General features: G+C 70.3%; 17 protein-coding genes, 1 tRNA gene and 1 pseudogene. 12 read left to right on the top strand and 7 right to left on the bottom strand.

Features of this window, described 5'->3' with window-relative positions:
- Positions 1-104: 104 nt before the first annotated feature.
- Positions 105-344, bottom strand: a complete 240-nt coding sequence (locus ABTW95_RS03945) for an Lsr2 family DNA-binding protein (RefSeq protein WP_396452918.1) — start codon at positions 342-344, stop codon at positions 105-107.
- Positions 345-502: 158 nt separating this feature from the next.
- Between ABTW95_RS03945 and ABTW95_RS03940 the strand changes: the two genes are divergently transcribed.
- Positions 503-910: a hypothetical protein gene (locus ABTW95_RS03940; protein WP_500224352.1), complete on the top strand. Its 408-nt coding sequence runs from the start codon at positions 503-505 to the stop codon at positions 908-910.
- On the top strand, positions 907-1,557 hold the full coding sequence (locus tag ABTW95_RS03935) for a class I SAM-dependent methyltransferase (protein WP_500224350.1): 651 nt from the start codon (positions 907-909) through the stop codon (positions 1,555-1,557). The genes ABTW95_RS03940 and ABTW95_RS03935 overlap by 4 nt, the downstream gene beginning before the upstream one ends.
- A 606-nt stretch (positions 1,558-2,163) precedes the next feature.
- Here ABTW95_RS03935 and ABTW95_RS03930 read toward each other — a convergent pair.
- A complete protein-coding gene (locus ABTW95_RS03930) occupies positions 2,164-2,445 on the bottom strand; it encodes a hypothetical protein (RefSeq protein ID WP_500224349.1) in 282 nt (93 codons plus the stop codon).
- 110 nt (positions 2,446-2,555) lie between these two features.
- On the bottom strand, positions 2,556-2,786 hold the full coding sequence (locus ABTW95_RS03925; RefSeq protein WP_500224347.1) for a hypothetical protein: 231 nt from the start codon (positions 2,784-2,786) through the stop codon (positions 2,556-2,558).
- A gap of 353 nt (positions 2,787-3,139) precedes the next feature.
- Between ABTW95_RS03925 and ABTW95_RS03920 the strand changes: the two genes are divergently transcribed.
- The gene (locus ABTW95_RS03920) at positions 3,140-3,448 is read left to right on the top strand and encodes a putative quinol monooxygenase (protein WP_500224346.1); all 309 of its coding nucleotides are present in this window, start codon (positions 3,140-3,142) and stop codon (positions 3,446-3,448) included.
- Positions 3,445-4,647: a helix-turn-helix domain-containing protein gene (locus ABTW95_RS03915; protein WP_500224344.1), complete on the top strand. Its 1,203-nt coding sequence runs from the start codon at positions 3,445-3,447 to the stop codon at positions 4,645-4,647. Before ABTW95_RS03920 ends, ABTW95_RS03915 begins: the two co-directional genes overlap by 4 nt.
- A 290-nt stretch (positions 4,648-4,937) precedes the next feature.
- Here ABTW95_RS03915 and ABTW95_RS03910 read toward each other — a convergent pair.
- A tRNA-Gly gene (locus ABTW95_RS03910) sits at positions 4,938-5,008 on the bottom strand.
- An 82-nt stretch (positions 5,009-5,090) separates the two neighbouring features.
- Between ABTW95_RS03910 and dcd the strand changes: the two genes are divergently transcribed.
- From dcd to ABTW95_RS03890, 4 genes and pseudogenes are all read left to right on the top strand, one after another.
- Positions 5,091-5,666 carry a dCTP deaminase gene (gene dcd / locus ABTW95_RS03905; protein ID WP_396448406.1) on the top strand — a complete coding sequence of 192 codons (576 nt, stop codon included), beginning with the start codon at positions 5,091-5,093 and terminating at the stop codon, positions 5,664-5,666.
- Between the two features lie 174 nt (positions 5,667-5,840).
- Complete coding sequence (locus ABTW95_RS03900; protein WP_396448407.1) at positions 5,841-7,088, top strand: quaternary amine ABC transporter ATP-binding protein; 1,248 nt, start codon at positions 5,841-5,843, stop codon at positions 7,086-7,088.
- A gap of 169 nt (positions 7,089-7,257) precedes the next feature.
- Positions 7,258-7,905, top strand: a pseudogene (locus ABTW95_RS03895) (ABC transporter permease); the annotation flags it as partial.
- A 172-nt stretch (positions 7,906-8,077) separates the two neighbouring features.
- Complete coding sequence (locus ABTW95_RS03890) at positions 8,078-8,965, top strand: glycine betaine ABC transporter substrate-binding protein (RefSeq protein ID WP_396448408.1); 888 nt, start codon at positions 8,078-8,080, stop codon at positions 8,963-8,965.
- Between the two features lie 67 nt (positions 8,966-9,032).
- Here the strand turns inward: ABTW95_RS03890 and ABTW95_RS03885 are convergent, their stop codons facing one another.
- On the bottom strand, positions 9,033-9,776 hold the full coding sequence (locus tag ABTW95_RS03885; protein ID WP_396448409.1) for a ZIP family metal transporter: 744 nt from the start codon (positions 9,774-9,776) through the stop codon (positions 9,033-9,035).
- Between the two features lie 103 nt (positions 9,777-9,879).
- Positions 9,880-10,638, bottom strand: coding sequence for a hypothetical protein (locus tag ABTW95_RS03880; RefSeq protein WP_500224338.1), 759 nt, complete (start codon positions 10,636-10,638; stop codon positions 9,880-9,882).
- 184 nt (positions 10,639-10,822) lie between these two features.
- Here ABTW95_RS03880 and ABTW95_RS03875 point away from each other — a divergent pair, with 184 nt between their 5' ends.
- Complete coding sequence (locus tag ABTW95_RS03875) at positions 10,823-12,625, top strand: BTAD domain-containing putative transcriptional regulator (protein WP_500224336.1); 1,803 nt, start codon at positions 10,823-10,825, stop codon at positions 12,623-12,625.
- Between the two features lie 77 nt (positions 12,626-12,702).
- Here the strand turns inward: ABTW95_RS03875 and ABTW95_RS03870 are convergent, their stop codons facing one another.
- Entirely contained in the window at positions 12,703-14,859 is a 2,157-nt protein-coding gene (locus ABTW95_RS03870; protein ID WP_500224335.1) for a (Fe-S)-binding protein, read from the bottom strand.
- Between the two features lie 285 nt (positions 14,860-15,144).
- On the opposite strand from ABTW95_RS03870, the gene ABTW95_RS03865 reads away from it, so the two are divergent.
- From ABTW95_RS03865 to ABTW95_RS03855, 3 genes are all read left to right on the top strand, one after another.
- A complete protein-coding gene (locus ABTW95_RS03865) occupies positions 15,145-15,744 on the top strand; it encodes a TIGR03086 family metal-binding protein (RefSeq protein ID WP_396448413.1) in 600 nt (199 codons plus the stop codon).
- A gap of 85 nt (positions 15,745-15,829) precedes the next feature.
- Positions 15,830-16,354 carry a PadR family transcriptional regulator gene (locus ABTW95_RS03860; protein ID WP_396448414.1) on the top strand — a complete coding sequence of 175 codons (525 nt, stop codon included), beginning with the start codon at positions 15,830-15,832 and terminating at the stop codon, positions 16,352-16,354.
- The gene (locus ABTW95_RS03855; RefSeq protein WP_396448415.1) at positions 16,351-17,091 is read left to right on the top strand and encodes an ABC transporter ATP-binding protein; all 741 of its coding nucleotides are present in this window, start codon (positions 16,351-16,353) and stop codon (positions 17,089-17,091) included. Before ABTW95_RS03860 ends, ABTW95_RS03855 begins: the two co-directional genes overlap by 4 nt.
- Positions 17,092-17,096: the final 5 nt, after the last annotated feature.

The following is a 17,096-nucleotide window of genomic DNA, read 5'->3' as shown; positions in this document are numbered from 1 at the left end:
CGCCGCGGGCCGAGAGGGTTCATGCTCGGCACACCGGCCGACGAGACCGACCGGCACGCCGCACTGCTCCACGGGGTCGCCCCGCTGCCGTGACCGGAGGTCAGTCAGTCGGTGCCGCCTTGCCCATGCTCCCGGTCGATGCGCGCAAGCGTCGCGGTGAGATCGTCCCCCGTGGCCTCGGTGTACATGGCCACGACGGCGCTAGGGATACGCCCTCTCGTGTTCACGCTGATCCCCTGCTCCTCCGCCCATGCGCGCAGCCTTCTCGCATACTCGGCATAGGCGATCCGGCGCGCATAGGAGTGATCGGTCTCCGACTCGTCTCGCTCGTAGATGTCGGACATGGTGATCACTCTGCACGTTGAAGGCGGACGACGTACAGCGAAGAAAGAGGCTCGTGAGCGAGCATCCGGCGGTGGGGAGCGTGCGAAGCCCCGTTTCGCGGACGCCCGACCAAGCACCACTGGCATAGCATCGGATGCCGCAGCGATGTGAGGTGTTCATGGCGGTTAAGCAGCCAAGTGCTCGACGCCTCGCCCTCGTCGGGCTGGGTGCGTTCCTGCCCGTGGCCGTGATCGCCAAGATGGCGCTCGATGGCGATACCAAGTCCTACGTCCTGCAACTCGGCGCGTTCTTCCTCGGCGCGGGCGGGATGATGCTGATGTTCCACCGGTGGCGGCAGCATAGAGATACGCGTGCGAGGGCGTTGCTCTTGGCGGCGTTCGCGGTATGGACGCTGTCGGTCGGCGTTGCCTCAGTCACCGACTCGGGGGCGAGCCTCGGCGGCCCCGGCTCCTGGCTGGCGGGCCTCGCCCTTATGATCGGCTTCGGGGGCGGCGTGATCACTCTGTGGACCATGTACCGCGACCGGCCGAAGAGCGACGACCTCGCCTCTCAGGTGGACCAATGACACTGACCTTGCCGCGCCTACTCCCGAGCCCGCCCGACAAGCCCATCCCGCCACCGGACACCACCGATCTGCTGCGCACCTTCGCCCGTGACCTCGCCACCGGTCACCAGGCCTGGACGCGGGAGACCGCACAGTTCTTCCGGGACCTGTTCGATCAGCTCGCCGCCACCTGGGACACGGGCCAGGCCACCGGACGCGATGACCCGGTACGTGACGCGCTGGCCCGCGGCGGCCCCTTCCCCGACCAGTCCGCGGCGCCGTGCCTGGAACTCGGCTCGGGCACCGGTGCCTACACCCCTCTGCTGACCGACGCCTTCGGCCGAGTGGTGAGCCTGGACATCTCCGCCAACATGCTGCGGCAGGCGGCCGGACGCTCCCCGTCCCGCATCCAGGCCGATGCCGCCGCCCTGCCCTTCCCCACTGGCTCGATCGCGGTCGTGGTCGCCATCGACATGCTGCTGTTCCCGGCAGAGATCAATCGTGTTCTGGCCCCCGGCGGTGTGCTGCTCTGGATCAACCAACTCGGCACTGATGGCCCCCTGTACCTGCCTGCTGCGGACGTCGCCGACGCCCTACCCGGGCAATGGGATGCGGTAGAAGCCGAGGCCGGCTGGGGGACCTGGGCCACCCTCCGCCCGACGGGCTGACCGCCGTGCAGCACGGGGAACGGTGCGGGCACCGTGGGTTCCTATGCCGCGCGGTCATCAGTCGACGCCGGGCTGGAGGCTGGCAGGACGGCTCAGATTCCCCTGCCGGCCCATGCTCCGACCTTCTGGGCGTGCCTGCCTGCTCATGATGCGGGTTCCGCCAGCGCCGAACCAGCGCAGCCGCCCAGCGGCCTCGTAGGAGGCGCTGACAATCCCCCTCCGCCTCACCACGTAAGGAGATCGTACGGGTGTGGGAAGGTCCGGGTCGGCGGGTGATCACGCTGGCTGGATCGCAGATCAGCTTGGGTCGGGTGCTGTTGTAGCGCGGGGCCTTGGCGGTCCTAGTCGACAGGTTCAGGCATGGCGACGTCCAGATGGGGCGGGTGGTGGTCGGTGTGGTTGTTCACCTGGGTTGCCATGCGCGGGCCGTCACGTTGGTGATCTCGTCGCGTAGCTGACGGACGTCGGGGGCGGACAGGAGGCGGTGGCCGCCTGGTAGGGGGACCATGGCCCACCACTGCCGGGTCTGCTGGCCGTACCAGGCGTGGACGCCGGGGAACTGTTGGGCGAGTTGATAGGCGGCTCGCCGGTGCTCAGGGGTGGTGTTCATTGCGCGGGGCCCGTGTCGGGGCTGGCCTTGGCGAGGCGTCGCCAGATGATGTGTTCGATCTCGGTGACCGCGTCGGCGAGGTCAGAGCATGGGATGGGGAGGGGGCTGCTGCGGGCGAGATAGACCCACCGGCCGAAGCGGACGGCGGTGAGTTCCTCGGTCGCCGGCGCGTGTTTGGTCGGGCCGACTCGCAGTGTTGCCGGGGTGACGTGGAAGCGGCGTCGTATCCGCCATCCGTTTGCGGCGAGTGCTTCGGCGAGGCGGTCAAGGTGCCACATCGCCAGGCGGTCGTGGCGGTCTCGGGTGCCGATCCAGCGGACGAATCGGCGGGCGCGGCGGCCTCATAGCCGCAGGGTCAGGGTGGATTCGTCGATCATTGGTCGCTCGCTTAGGTGAGGGCGAGGACGCGTCGGATGCGGTCGGCGGCGTGCTCGGTGTCCCAGAGAGGGCAGAGCGGTTCAAGCTCGGGTTCGGACTTGCGGGTCGGGCCGGTCCAGACCCAGTGCCACCACAGGGTGCCGTCGGGGCCGTGCGGGCGGCACCTGATCTCTTGGCGTAGGCCGGGGCTCATCGCCTGGCCCAGCGGGTTGTCGGGTGCGGGTTCGCCGTTCGGGTTCACGGCCAGGATGGCGCCGTGGCCCCATACCTTGGCGGTTAAGCCGCGTTGGTCCAAGGCGGCTATCAGGGCTGTGGCCGCGTCTCGCCACTCGCGTTGGCTGCTGGGCGGGCGCGTGTGCGCATCGGTGGTGTCCGGCATTGGGGCATCTGGTTGGAGAGTCATCGGGGTCCTTCGGACGTCTGCGTGGAGTGCTCTTGGCGTGGGCTCCTCATCGTGATCTTGCTGGTCAAGAGCCCTGCACTCAGCGGCTGATACTAAAAGTACGTGTACAGTACTTCAAGTACAAGCTACTTACAGTACTTGCGCCGCACAATAAGTACTGGTCTGCTGGAGATCGACGGAGGAGGGTGCCGATGTTCGGCTTGATGGTCCGGTTCACCTGCAAGGACGAAGCGAGCGCCGGAGCGTTCGACCAGTTGGTGAACGAGACGATCGGGAAGATCGAGACGCAAGAACCGGGCACGCTGATCTACGCGGTGCATAAGGTCGACGGGCAACCGCTACAGCGGATCTTCTACGAGCTGTACCAGGACCGGGCGGCCTTCGACGCGCACGAGGAACAGGAACACGTCAAGCGGTTCCTCAGCGCCCGTGAGGAGTTGCTCGCCTCGGTGGAGGTCGACTGGTTGGACCTCCAGGTAGGCAAGGGAACGACAGGGTGAGCACTGAGTACCAGAGAGCGCTCGGGCGACGGATCGCTCAGGAGCGCAAGCGGCGGGGGCTGTCTCAGCCTGAACTGGCGCGGCTGATCGATCGGTCGGTTGCCTGGGTCTCCCAGGTGGAGCGCGGCGTGCGTAAGGTCGACCGGATGTCGGTCTTGGAGAAGGTCGCCGAAGCGCTGGAGCTTCCGCTCTCGGAGTTGGCGGCTGAGGCGCCGGTCGTTGCCGCGACCACTGAGGAACTGCCGGGGTCAGCCGGGCTGCGGCTCGTCCTGTCGGGGGCTCACTCGCTGCGGGCCATGCTTCACCCGGCGCCCGTCCCGCCTACAGCGGAGATCAAGCCGCGGGTGGATCGCGCCTGGGAACTGACGCATGAGAGCCAGTACGTAGAGCTGGCGGACCTGCTTCGGGGACTGGTGCCCGCGCTGGAGTCGGCCGTGCGCTCGGCACCAGACGAACGGCGGGCAGAGCTGTTCGATCTGCTGGCGACGACCTATCAAGCGTGTTCGGCGGCGCTGTCCAAGCTCGGCGAACCGGAAGCGGCGTGGATCGCCGCCGATCGCGCCATCGTGGCGGCCGAACGCGCGGGCGACCCGCTGATGATGGCCGCCGGCGCCTTCCGACTCGGATTCGTCTTCCTGGGGGCGCGCCACTTCGACCAGGCCGAGGAGAACGCCCGGACGGCTGCTGAAGCGTTGTGGTTCCTGGTCGACCAGGGCAAGCCCGAAGCGATGTCGCTGTGGGGCGGCCTGACGCTGCAACGCGCCGTGACCGCGTCCCGTCTCAATCAGGCCGACGAGGCTTACCGGCATCTCGCGCGTGCGCGGCAGGTCGCCGAGCGGCTCGGGGAGGGGCGCAATGACTACAACACCGAGTTCGGCCCGGCGAACGTGGCCCTTCATGAGATCGCCGTGGCGGTCGAACTGGGGGACGCCGGTCATGCGCTCCGAGTGGGCGGCGAGGTCGACACCTCGACGTTGTCCGGGGAGCGTCGAGCGCGGCTGAAAATCGACCTGGCGCGTGCGCATGCCCAGCGGCGGCAGGTCGACGAAGCGGTTGCGGCGCTGCTGGAGGCCGAGTCGATCACACCGGAGCAGATACGGAACCACCGAACCGTGCGTCAGGTCGTGTCCGACCTGCTGACAATGCAGGATCCACCCTCGTCTGACCTGCGGGAACTCGCTGACAGGGTGGGCGCATAGGACGAAGCGGAGCGTTCGTGTTGGCCCTGAAAGCACTCCTGATGGAGGTGAAGGCCCGACACGAACGCGCCGCGTGCGGGGTGCCGGCGCCGAAGAGCCATCCTCACCGCGGCGCACGTCTTCGAGCTGGCTGAGGGTCGGCGTGCGGCCGGTCGGCAACATCCGCAGACTCGACACCGGCGGCCGGGGGGCTGGTGGGCTAGTTGCACGCACGGCGGGCTCGTGGGGGTGCTGACAAGAATGAGGCCCGGGTCGGGGGTGGTGCCCTCGACCTGGGCCTTTGCGCTGCGAGCGGGTGACGGGAATCGAACCCGCGTTATCAGCTTGGGAAGCTGAAGTTCTACCATTGAACTACACCCGCGTGGGGCCTCTGGGAGGCCGCCATGGCTGTGGATACTGTACCGGATCACCGGGTGGGGTGCCGCCTGAGATAGCTTTTCAGCGTGCTGCTCTCCGATCGCGACATCAGGGCCGAGCTCGAGACCGGGCGGGTGAAGATCGACCCGTACGAGCCGGGGATGGTCCAGCCCTCCAGTGTGGACGTCAGGCTGGACCGGTACTTCCGGGTGTTCGAGAACCACAAGTACCCGCACATCGATCCGGCTGTGGAGCAGCCTGACCTGACGCGGCTGGTGGAGGTCGAGCCCGACGAGGCGTTCGTGCTGCACCCCGGGGAGTTCGTGCTCGCGTCGACGTACGAGGTGTTCGGGCTGCCGGAGGATCTTGCGGCGCGGCTGGAGGGGAAGAGTTCGCTGGGGCGGCTCGGGCTGCTCACCCATTCGACGGCCGGGTGGATCGATCCGGGGTTCAGCGGGCACGTGACGTTGGAGCTGTCGAACGTGGCGACGCTGCCGATCAAGCTGTGGCCGGGGATGAAGATCGGGCAGATGTGCCTGTTCAGGACCAGCTCGCCGGCGGAGTACCCGTACGGGTCGCAGCGATACGGGTCGCGGTACCAGGACCAGCGGGGGCCCACGCCGTCGCGGTCGTACCTGAACTTCCACCGGACGAAGGTGTAGCCGGTTTGTGACCCGAATGTGACGCAAGTCCCCGAAAGATGAAACATGTTCTCCGGCCGGGTAGTTTCGGGTGACGCACGTGTACAGCGTCCGGTTTACGGTCTCTTCGACTGAGACCCCGGCGCTCAGGGCGACCCGTTTCCGCGCGTCGACGTGGAAACCCGGAAGGAGATCGTGTCAGTACTCCGCGCGGAAAGCGTCACCAAGCTCTTCGGCCGTAAGGCGGCAGAGGCACAACGGAAACTCGACGCGGGCGCCGATCTGAAGGCGATCCGCGACCTCGGGGTCACACCGGCGGTGGTGGACGCCTCGTTCGAAGTCCGGCAGGGCGAGATCTTCGTGGTCATGGGCCTGTCGGGGTCGGGGAAGTCGACCCTCATCCGGATGCTGAACGGGCTGCTCGGGGTCACGTCGGGAAGCGTCGAGATAGACGGCCAGGACATCGCGAAGATGTCGCCGAAGGCGCTGCGGGCGCTTCGGCAGAACAAGGTCAGCATGGTCTTCCAGCACTTCGCGTTGTTCCCTCACCGGACGGTTCTGGCGAACGCCGCGTATGGGCTCGAGGTCCGCGGTGTCGCCAAGGAAGAACGAGAGAAGAAGGCCCGGGAGTTCCTGGCTCTGGTGGGTCTCGAAGGCTGGGAGGACAGGCTTCCCGGGCAGCTGTCCGGCGGCATGCAGCAGCGGGTCGGGCTCGCGCGGGCGCTGGCGTCGGGCACCGACATCATCCTGATGGACGAGGCGTTCAGCGCCCTGGACCCGCTGATCCGGCGGGAGGTCCAGGACCTGCTGCTCGATCTGCAGGGCCGCTTCGGGAAGACCATCGTCTTCATCACGCACGACCTGAACGAGGCCATGCGCATCGGCGACCGCATCGCGGTGATGCGCGAGGGCCGGATCGTGCAGATCGGCACGGCCGAGGAGATCCTCACCGACCCGGCCAACGACTACGTCGCCCAGTTCGTGGCGGATGTGGACCGTACCAGAGTGCTGACGGCCTCGTCCGTCATGGAGAAGCCGCTGGTCACGGTGCTGGCGTCCACGGGCCCGCGGACGGCGCTGCGGACGATGCGCGAGCACCAGACGTCGGCCGCGTTCGTGGTGGGACGCGACCGCAAGCTGGTCGGCCGCGTGCGGGCGACGGTGATCGCCGACGCGGTGCAGGAGAACGTCCAGAAGCTCGACGGGCTGATCGACCCCGAGGACCCGGTGCCGGTGGCGCCGGACACGCCGGTCGCCGACCTGTTCGGCCGCTGCGCCGAGAGCGACCTGCCGGTGCCCGTCGCGGACGACGACGGGACGCTGCTCGGCGTCATCCCGCGGGTGACGCTGCTGGCGGCGCTCGGCGCGATCAACGCGCACGTGGAGGACGTCGTCGAGGAACCGGAACTCGCGCTGGCGAAGGAGGGCGGCGACGGTGATTGACGCGATCGAGCTGCCCCGGGTGCCGGTCGGCGACTGGTTCGACAGCCTGGTGAGCTGGTGCACCGACAACCTGTCGTGGCTGTTCGACGGGATCGGGTCGGCGATCGAGACGTCCGTCGACGCGCTGACGGACGTCCTGACGGTCCTGCCGCCGCTGGCGCTGACCGGGGTACTGGCGGTCATCGCGCTCGTGATCAGCGGCTGGAGGCTGGGCGTGTTCACCATCGCCGGCTTCGCGCTGATCGACAGCATGGAGCTGTGGGACGCGTCCATGGACTCGCTGGCCCTGGTGCTGGTGTCGGCGCTGGTCTCGACCGTGCTGTCGATCCCGATCGGGATCGCGGCGGCGCGCAGCGACATGGTGAGCCGGGTCGTCCGGCCGGTCCTGGACTTCATGCAGACGATGCCGGCGTTCGTCTACCTGATCCCGGCGATCTTCTTCTTCAGCATCGGCTCCGTGCCGGGCGTGGTCGCGACGGTGATCTTCGCGATGCCGCCGGGGGTGCGGCTGACCGAGCTCGGCATCCGCGGCGTGGACCCGGAGATGGTGGAGGCGGGCGAGGCGTTCGGCACGCCGCCGAACCGTATCTTGACCCGGATCCAGATCCCGCTTGCCATGCCGTCCATCATGGCGGGTATCAACCAGCTGATCATGCTGTCGCTGTCGATGGTCGTCATCGCGGGCATGGTCGGCGCCGGCGGTCTCGGCGGCGTGGTGCTGGAGGGCATCAACCGGGTGGACGTCGCGAAGGGCTTCGAGGGCGGCATCGCCGTCGTCATCCTGGCCATCTACCTGGACCGCCTCACCGGCGCCCTGGGCGGAGGCCCCAGCATGCTCCGCGCGCTGTTCGCGCGCGGCAAGGCCACCCGCGGAGCGGCCCCCCGCGACGTGGCCACCCCGTCGGCCGACCTGGTCGGCTGATCCCACCGGCGGCGTAATGCCCCCGCTCCCCCTACCTCTCACGATGCAAGCCGACGAAAGGACGGGCATGCGTTTCAAATTCAAGGGTCTTACGGTCGCGGCGTTGGCGCTGACGCTCGGTATGAGCGCCGCCGGCTGCGGCGACTCCGACTCGGGTGGGGGTGAGAACGACAAGAGCATCACCATCGGCATGGTCTCGGGCTGGGCCGAGGGCGAGGCGGCGACGCAGCTGTGGAAGCGGCTGCTGACCGACAAGGGCTACAAGGTCGAGGTGAAGACCCTCGACACCGGCCCGCTCTACGCCGGCATGTCGAAGGGCGACGTCGACCTCTTCCTGGACTCGTGGCTGCCCGGCACCCACGAGGACTACTGGAAGCAGTACGGCGACAAGCTGGAGAAGGTCGGCGCCTGGTACGACTCGGCGCCGCTGACGATCGCCGTCCCGGACTACTCGCCGCTGCAGTCCCTTGAGGACCTCAAGGGCAAGGGCGACCAGTACGGCGGCAAGATCGTCGGCATCGAGAAGAGCTCCGGCCTGTACCGGGTGTCGCAGGAGAAGATGCTCCCCGCGTACGGCCTGCAGGACGAGTACAAGGTGACGACGTCCTCCACGGCGGCGATGCTGACCGAGCTGAAGAAGGCCATCGACGCGAAGAAGGACATCGTCGTCACCCTGTGGCGTCCGCACTGGGCGTACGCGAAGTTCCCGATCCGCGACCTGAAGGACCCGAAGGGCGCGATGGGCAAGCCGGACGCGATCTACACCGTCGCCCGCAAGGACTTCGCCAAGGACCAGCCCGATGTCGCGGGCTGGCTGAAGAAGTTCAAGATGGACGACGCGAAGCTGGGGACCCTCGAGGACCTCATGGAGAACAAGTACAAGGGCAACCCCGACCAGGCCGTCGACGAGTGGCTCAAGCAGAACCAGAGCTACGCGACGTCCCTGACGGGCTGACCGTCCGGAAGTCTCCACCAGCGGAGGAAGGGCCGCCCGGCGATCCCGGGCGGCCCTTCGCCGTCCGTCAGCGGGCGAGGCCCACGATGAACAGGACGGCGGCGAGCCCGGCCCCGGTGGCGCAGAGCGTCATGATCCGCGGGTGGACGCTGTGCGCCTCCGGCAGGATCTCCGCGGCGGCGAGATACAGCAGGACACCGGCGAACGTCCCCAGGTAGGGGCCGAGGACGGCGTCGGGGACGGTCGCCAGGGTGCCGAGCGCGGCCCCGGCGACGGGCGCGGCGGCGTCCGCGAGCAGCAGCAGCACGGCGGGCCGGTGGTCGGCGCGGTGCAGCGAGGCCGCGGTGAAGGTGTTGAAGCCGTCCGCGAAGTCGTGCGTGACCACGGCCAGCGCGACGAGGAACCCGACTTCGGCGCCGGACTGGAAGCCGAGGCCGATGCTGATGCCGTCCACCAGGCTGTGCAGGACGAGCGCGGACGCGGCGAGCAGCCCGCCCGCCCCGGCCCCGACCCGGTGCGCGTGGACGTGCGGCGCGTACTCGTCCTCGTGCGCGCGGTGGATCGCCACGGCCTGCTCGACGACGTGCAGCAGCACGAACCCGGCCGCGAAGCCGATCATCGGCGCGGGCACGCCGAGCGGGCGGTGCCGGGTCATCTCCAGCGACTCGGGGATGAGGTCGAAGGCGACGACGCCGAGCATCAGCCCGCCGGCCAGCCCGAGGACGAGGTGCCGCCGGTCCCGGACCCGCATCGCCGCGAGACCTCCGGCGAGCGTCATCACGAACGCGAGGACGGACACGAGCACGGCCATCCCCGTGTCCTACCAGGAACACCGCCGGCAGAACATCACGGCGCGGGAAGGCCGCCCGCCCGGCGGGCGCACGCGGCCCCGAGGCCGCCGGGCGGGCGGCCGGTCATTTCAACCCGTCGACGTCGACCACGGTGCCGGCGGGCGGCCGCCGGATGTCGGCCGGCGACTCGGACGGGAGGTACTCGATGCGGTTGCCGGGGCCGCCGTCCACCGTCAGGACGTACGGCGCCCCCCGCGTCGCCACCTGCATCTCGTCGCCGGTCGCCGCGACCAGGCTGATGGTCGGCGTGCCGCCGACCATCCCGGCCTTGCCCTTCTTCCAGGGCTTCCCGGCCTTCACGGCCTCGTCGAAGATGGCCGTGCTGTCGGTGAAGAACGACAGCTCCTTGAAGCCGGCGGACTTGACGGTCGTCTTCATCTGCTTGCCGGCGAGCAGCTGCACCGCGCTCTTGCCGCCGACCGTCTTCAGGAACGCCTTGTTGCCCTTCAGGTAGACGTCCTTGCCGACCCTGATGATCTCGACGCGCTGGGCGCCGTTCCGGAACCAGCCGGACGCCTTCGTCTTGCCCGCGTAGCGGAAGTCGAACGCGTACTTCTCGCCGTCCTCCTCGCTGGTGCCGCGCACCCGCAGCGCGCGCGCCGAGGCGGTCGCCTTGCGGGCGCGGGCGAGGATGGCGGCGCCGTCGAGCTTCTCCACGCCGTTGGACGCGGGCGCCGCCGACGCGGCGGAGGACGCCGCGGGCGCGGAGCCCGTCTTCGACGTCGTCGCGGCGTCCTCCGCCGGCCCGCAGGCCGCGGCGGTCGCGAGCGCGAGAACGAGTGCGGCGGGCGCGTGACCGCGCCGCAGCCGGTGATCTGGCATCTGAGGACCCCTTCATGTACTTCACGGACATCACCCCCGATGTCCGGAAAGATCCTGTTGCCGATCAGTGCGGGACCAATGTCGTTATGCTGCGGTCACTGCGGCCCCGCTGCCGAACGACTGCGGCAGCGCGCCGGAGCAGGGGTACTGGGAGGTGGTCGCGCTGCCGGGGAAGGCACCAGCGGTGCGCTTCGAGATCCTGGGCCGACCCGCCGCCTGGCGGGACGGACGGGAGCTCGACCTCGGGCCGGGCAAGCAGCGGGCCGTTCTCGCCGTGCTGCTGCTGTCGCCCGGTCAGCCGGTGCCGACCGCCTCCATCGTCGAGGCGGTGTGGGGGGACGAGCCGCCGGACAACGGCGCGAACGTCGTCCAGAAGTACGTGGCCGGGCTGCGGCGCGTCCTGGAGCCGGACCGTTCCCCGCGCTCTCCGGGACGGCTGCTGACCCTGACCGGTGGCGGGTACGCGCTGCACGTCCCGCCGGAGTGCCTCGACACCGAGGTCTTCGAGGAACGGGTGAAGGCGGCGCGGGCCGTGCACGCCGAGGGCGACCCGAGGCAGGCCGAGGCGATGCTGCGCGAGGCGCTCGCCATGTGGCGGGGTCCGGCGCTGGCGGGGCTCAGCGGCGCGTTCTTCGACGCGGCGCGCGGCCGCCTGGAGGAGATGCGCGCGGGGGCGCTCGAAGCGTGCGCCGAGGCCGCGCTGGACGCCGGCGAGCACGCGCGGCTGGTGCCCGAGCTGCTGCGGCTGGTCGCCGAGTTCCCGCTCCGGGAGGGCTTCCGGTACCTGCTGATGCTGGCCCTCTACCGGTGCGGCCGCCAGGCCGAGGCCCTCGCCGCCTACCGGGACGCGCGCGACTTCTTCGCGGACGAGTTCGGCGTCGAGCCCGGCGAGCGGCTGCGGAACCTGCACCTCGGCATCCTGCGCTCCGACCCGTCGCTGGCGTCGCCGCCCGAACCGGAACCGGCACCCGAACGGGAACCCGCGCCCGAACCGGAACCGGCGCCCGAACCGGCACCGGCACCGGCACCGGACGAGGCGAAGGAACGTCCAGAACCGCCCGCCGCCGCTCCCGGCTTCGCCCCGCCCGACTCGCCGCTCGCTCCCCACGCGCCGACCGGCCTGCTCCCCCCGCCCGCCGACGCCCTCTCCCCGCAGCCCATCGGCTTTCCGCAGCCCATCGGCTTTCCGCAGCCCGCCGATCCCATGGCGCACCACCACCTCGCCGGCGGGCCACCGGGGTGGGCGCCGCCGCCCCCCGGGCGGCGGATCGCATGGCCGCTGCGCGCGGTCCTGATCGCGCTCCCGCTGTTCAGCCTGGGCGTGGCGACGTGGGCGCTGATCACCTACTACGCGGCGCGCGGCCGGAGGCGGCTGCTCGGCCTGATGGCCGCCGGCTACCTGGCGCTCACGGTCGTCTTCCTCGTCGGCGCCGTCAACAGCGACCCGGACGGGACCGGCCCCTGGGAAGGTCCGATCACCGTCGCGCTGCTGGCCACGACGGTCGGCGGCGCCGTGCACCTCGCGATCCTCACCGCCGACCCGCTGCCCGCCGCGCCGCAGAGCGGCACGCCCGTCCCGAACGTCCAGATGATCGAGCGGAGGGTCCGCCGGGAGCAGGCCCGTGCGCTGGTGCGGCACCACCCGTCGATCGCCCGCCGGCTCGGAATCGGACGTCCCGACATACCGGGCGAGTTCGACGACGGCGGCCTCGTCGACGTGAACTCGGCGCCCGAGCACGTCCTCGCCTCGCTGCCGGGCATGGACGCCTACCACGCGAGGCTGATCGTCGTGGCCAGGGCGACGCACGGACCGGTCGCCTCGGTCGGCGAGCTCATCACCCGCGGTGTCCTGCCGTACCAGGCGGCCTACGCCCTCGGCGACGTCCTGACGGCCATCCCCCCGGCCGGGGAGGCGGGACTCGACCTGCGGAAGCCTCCCGTAGAGCCCGCCCCCGGCCCTCCGGTGGAGCCCGCCCCCGGCCCGTAGACCCGCAGGGGCGGGCGCGATGCAGACGCGGAAGGACCCCGAGCCCTGGGGGCGCGGGGTCCTTCCTCTTCTCTTCGCTATTCGGCGGCCACGGTCTCCTTCTCGGGGGCGCGTCCCTCGCCGCCGCCCTTGATGGAGCGGATCAGGAGCTGGGAGACGTCCACGACTTCCAGCGACTCCTTCGCCGCGCCCTCGTTCTTCTTCTCGTTGATGGCGTCGCCCAGCATCACCAGGCAGAACGGGCAGGCGGTGGAGACGGTGTCGGGATCGGTCTCCAGCGCCTCGTCCACCCGCTCGGTGTTGATGCGCTTGCCGATGCGCTCCTCCATCCACATCCGGGCGCCGCCGGCGCCGCAGCAGAAGCCGCGGTCCTTGTGCCGGTGCATCTCCCGCGTCTTCACGCCGGGGACGGTCGCCATGATGTCGCGCGGCTGCTTGTAGACCTTGTTGTGCCGGCCCAGGAAGCAGGGGTCGTGGTAGGTGATGTTCTCCTCGATCGGCGAGACCGGGGTGAGCTTGCCCTCCTCGACCAGGTGCGCGAGCAGCTGCGTGTGGTGGACGACCTCGTAGTTCCCGCCGATCTGCGGGTACTCGTTGGCCAGGGTGTTGAAGCAGTGCGGGCAGGTCGCGACGATCTTCTTGACGCCCGCGTCGTTCAGCGTCTCGACGTTCTGCTGGCCGAGCATCTGGAAGAGGAACTCCATGCCGAGGCGGCGGGCCGGGTCGCCGGTGCACGCCTCCATGGGGCCGAGGACGGCGAACTTGACGCCCGCGATGTGCAGCAGCTCCGCGACGGCCTTGGTGGTCTTCTTGGCCCGGTCCTCAAGGGCGCCGGCGCAGCCGACCCAGAACAGGTACTCGGTGTCCTCGGAGACCTTGTCGTCGACGACCTCGACCTCGAAGTCCAGCTCCTCGATCCATTCGAGGCGCTTCATCTCGGACATGCCCCACGGGTTGCCCTTGTTCTCCAGGTTCTTCAGCATGACGCCGGCCTCGCTCGGGAACGAGGACTCGATCATGACCTGGAAGCGGCGCATGTCCAGGATGTGGTCGATGTGCTCGATGTCGACCGGGCACTGCTCGACGCACGCGCCGCAGTTGGTGCAGGACCACAGGACGTCCGGGTGGATGACGCCGTCCTCGCCGACGAGCTCCTTGTCGACCTGCATGGCGGCCTTCTGCTCGTCGGTGAAGGCGCCGCGGGCCTCCTCCGAGGCGAGGATGTACGGCGCCTTGGCGAGCGCGTGGTCGCGCAGCTCCAGGATGAGCATCTTCGGCGACAGCGGCTTGCCGGTGTTCCAGGCGGGGCACTGCGACTGGCAGCGGCCGCACTCGGTGCAGGTCGCCATGTCGAGGAAGCCCTTCCAGGTGAAGTCCTCGATCTTGCCGCGGCCGAAGACGTCCTCGTCGGGGTCGGCCTCCTCGAAGTCGAGCGGCTTGCCGCCCGACATCATCGGCTGCGCGGCGCCGAGGCCGTCCGGGCGGCGCTTGAACATGACGTTCAGCGGCGCCAGGAAGATGTGCAGGTGCTTGGAGTGGACGACGAACACCAGGAAGACGAGCGCGACGCCGATGTGCAGCAGCAGCCCGACCGACTCCAGGACCTCCAGGGTCGAGTCGCTGCCGATGCCGTCGAACAGCTTGCCGGTCAGGTGCGAGAAGTACGCGGCCCCGCCGTAGCCGAAGTTGTCGCGGGCGACCTCGACGCCGCGGAAGAAGAACATCGTCCAGATCACGTTGAAGATCATGAACAGCGTGATCCAGGCGCCGGACAGGTGCGAGCCCTTGAACCGCGACTTGCGGCCGATGCGCTTCGGCGAGTTCTTGATCCGGATGGCGGTGAAGACGACCAGGCCGGCGAGGCACGCCAGCGCGATGGTGTCCTGGACGAACCCGATCGGGCCCCACGTCTGCAGGCCGGGGATGTGCGCCTCAAGCCCGAAGAGCAGCTGGACGCCCGCTTCCAGGTACACGGTGGCCAGCAGGAAGAACGCCCACATGACCGCGAAGTGCGCGGCGCCGGCGACCGTCCACTTCAGCAGCTTGCGCTGCCCCAGGACCTCGACCGCCTGGCCCTCGACGGCCTTCGCCGGCTCCCGCTTGACCTGGAGCGTCCGCTCGGGGTCGGGCTGCCCGCTCATGGCGATCCGGTACAGGAACAGCACCCGCCGGCCGGCGAGCGCGAGAGCGACCGCCGTTCCGGCGAGCCCAATGACCAACGTGATCCAGAACACTGTTCCGTCCTCCTGGGGTACGGGCGATGGCAGTCAGCGTAGGGCTCGCGACAGACTGCTCGTCATCCGGGTCCCGAATACTACTCGGTAGTAGCTTACGCGTCACATGCCCTGGTCAGACCGCTCCCGCCCCTTTCCCGGCCCCTCTCCACGCCGACCGGACGCGTGCCGTCCGTCATACCTTAGAGATTTCGCGCACCGATGAGTATCGGCGGGTTCCCGAGTCCATACCCCCGGACGGGACGCGTCCAGCCCCGTCCCGCGGATCGGAACGGAGGAATCCGGATGAGCTCGACGCCCGACCTGGCTCCCGCGGCCCGGCGGATGGCCGCGCTGCTCGCGAACGTCCCCGACTACCGGCTCACCGCCCCCACCCCCTGCGCCGACACGTCCCTCGGCGCGCTCATCGACCACGTGAACGGCCTGGCGCTCGCCTTCACCTGGGCCGCGGAGAAGGACTTCCCCGAAGGCGGCTCGCCGCCGCCGTCCGCCGACGCGGCCGGCCTTCCCCCGGACTGGCGCGCCCGCATCCCCGAGCGGCTCGACGCCCTCGCCGCCGCGTGGCGCTCCCCGGACGCCTGGCAGGGCATGACGAAGGCGGGCGGCATCGACCTCCCCGGCCGGGAGGCCGGCCATGTCGCGCTGAACGAGCTGGTCGTGCACGGCTGGGACATCGCCCGCGCCGCCGGCCAGTCCTACGCCGCCGGCGACGACGAGATCGAGGCATGCCTGGCCTTCGTCGCCCCGGCCGTCGAGCAGAGCAACGGCGAGGGCGTCCCCGGCCTCTTCGGCCCCGCCGTCGACGTCCCCGCCGACGCCCCGGCCCTCGACCGGCTCATCGCCATGACCGGCCGCAGCCCGTCCTGGACCGCCTCGCAGACCTGACCGGCCGCACGCGGACCCGGCGCCCTCCGGCTTGACGAACCCATCAGCTAACCGCTAGCTATTGGCTAGCCGTTAGGGGTGGTGCATGCAGGACGCGTTGCTGGCGATGCTCGCGAAGGAACCGTCGCACGGGTACGGGCTGCGCATGCGGCTGCGGCGGGCTCTCGGGCCGCTCGGCGAGTCGATGAACGCGGGCCAGGTCTACGTCACGCTGGCCCGGCTGGAGAAGGCCGGGCTGGTCGTCTGCGAGCGGGCGGACGGGCTCCCCGACCGGCCGGACCGCAAGGTGTACGCGCTGACGCCGGCCGGGCAGCGGCGCGTGTCGGCCTGGCTGACCGAGGTGAACTGGCCGAAGCCGAACCTGGCGGAGTTCCATCTCAAGCTCGCCGCCGCGGCGGCGGCGCGGCTCGCCGACCCCGTGGAGCTGGTGGACGCGCAGCGCCGCGAGCTGCTGCGGCGCCTCGCGGAGGTGCAGCGCGCGGTGCTGGCCGAGCCGGACGGCTCCACCGCCGGCCTGCTGCTGGAAGGGGTCGCGCTGCGGCTGCAGGCGGACCTGCGCTGGCTGGACGCGTGCGAGCGCGTCTGGTCGAGGACGGGGGACGGCGCGTGAACGAGTCCGGCTGCGTGCTGCAGGTCCGCGGCCTGTGCAAGGAGCACGGCGAGGGGCAGGGCCTGGTCCGGGCGGTCGACGAGGTCGACCTGGACGTCCCGGCGGGGCAGACGCTGGCGGTGATGGGGCCGAGCGGCTGCGGCAAGTCGACCCTGCTGCACCTGATGGGCGGCCTGGAGCGCCCCACCCGCGGGGAGGTGCGGCTCGCGGGACGGCGCATCGACACCCTGAGCGAGCGGGCGCTGGCCCGGCTGCGACGCCGGTCGGTGGGCTTCGTCTTCCAGTCGTTCCACCTGGTGGAGGAGCTTTCGGCGGCGGAGAACGTGGAGCTGCCCGCGCTGCTGGCCGGGTGCTCGCCGCGCGCGGCCAGGCGCCGCGCCGCCTCGCTCCTGGAGCGGTTCGGGCTGGCCGACGGCGCCCGCCGGCTGCCCTGGCAGCTGTCGGGAGGGCAGCGGCAGCGGGTCGCCATCGCCCGCGCCATCGCCAACGAGCCGCTCGTCCTGCTGGCGGACGAGCCGACCGGCAACCTCGACACCGCGGCGACGCTCGACGTGCTGCGGCTCTTCGGGGAGCTGCGGGCCGCCGGGCAGACCCTGGTGATCGTCACGCACGACGAGCGGGTCGCCTCCACCGCGGACCGGCTGATCTCCATGCGGGACGGGGCGTTCGTCGACGACACCCGGCTGGCGGGGCACGGCCCCGGGCGGCTCGGCGGGATGCTCGGGCTGGGGGACTGACCGCC

This window comes from Spirillospora sp. NPDC127506 (genome assembly GCF_040302145.1).
GTDB lineage: Bacteria > Actinomycetota > Actinomycetes > Streptosporangiales > Streptosporangiaceae > Spirillospora.
Note: the sequence above shows the minus strand (reverse complement) of the source record. Positions and strands in the feature narration are given on the sequence as shown.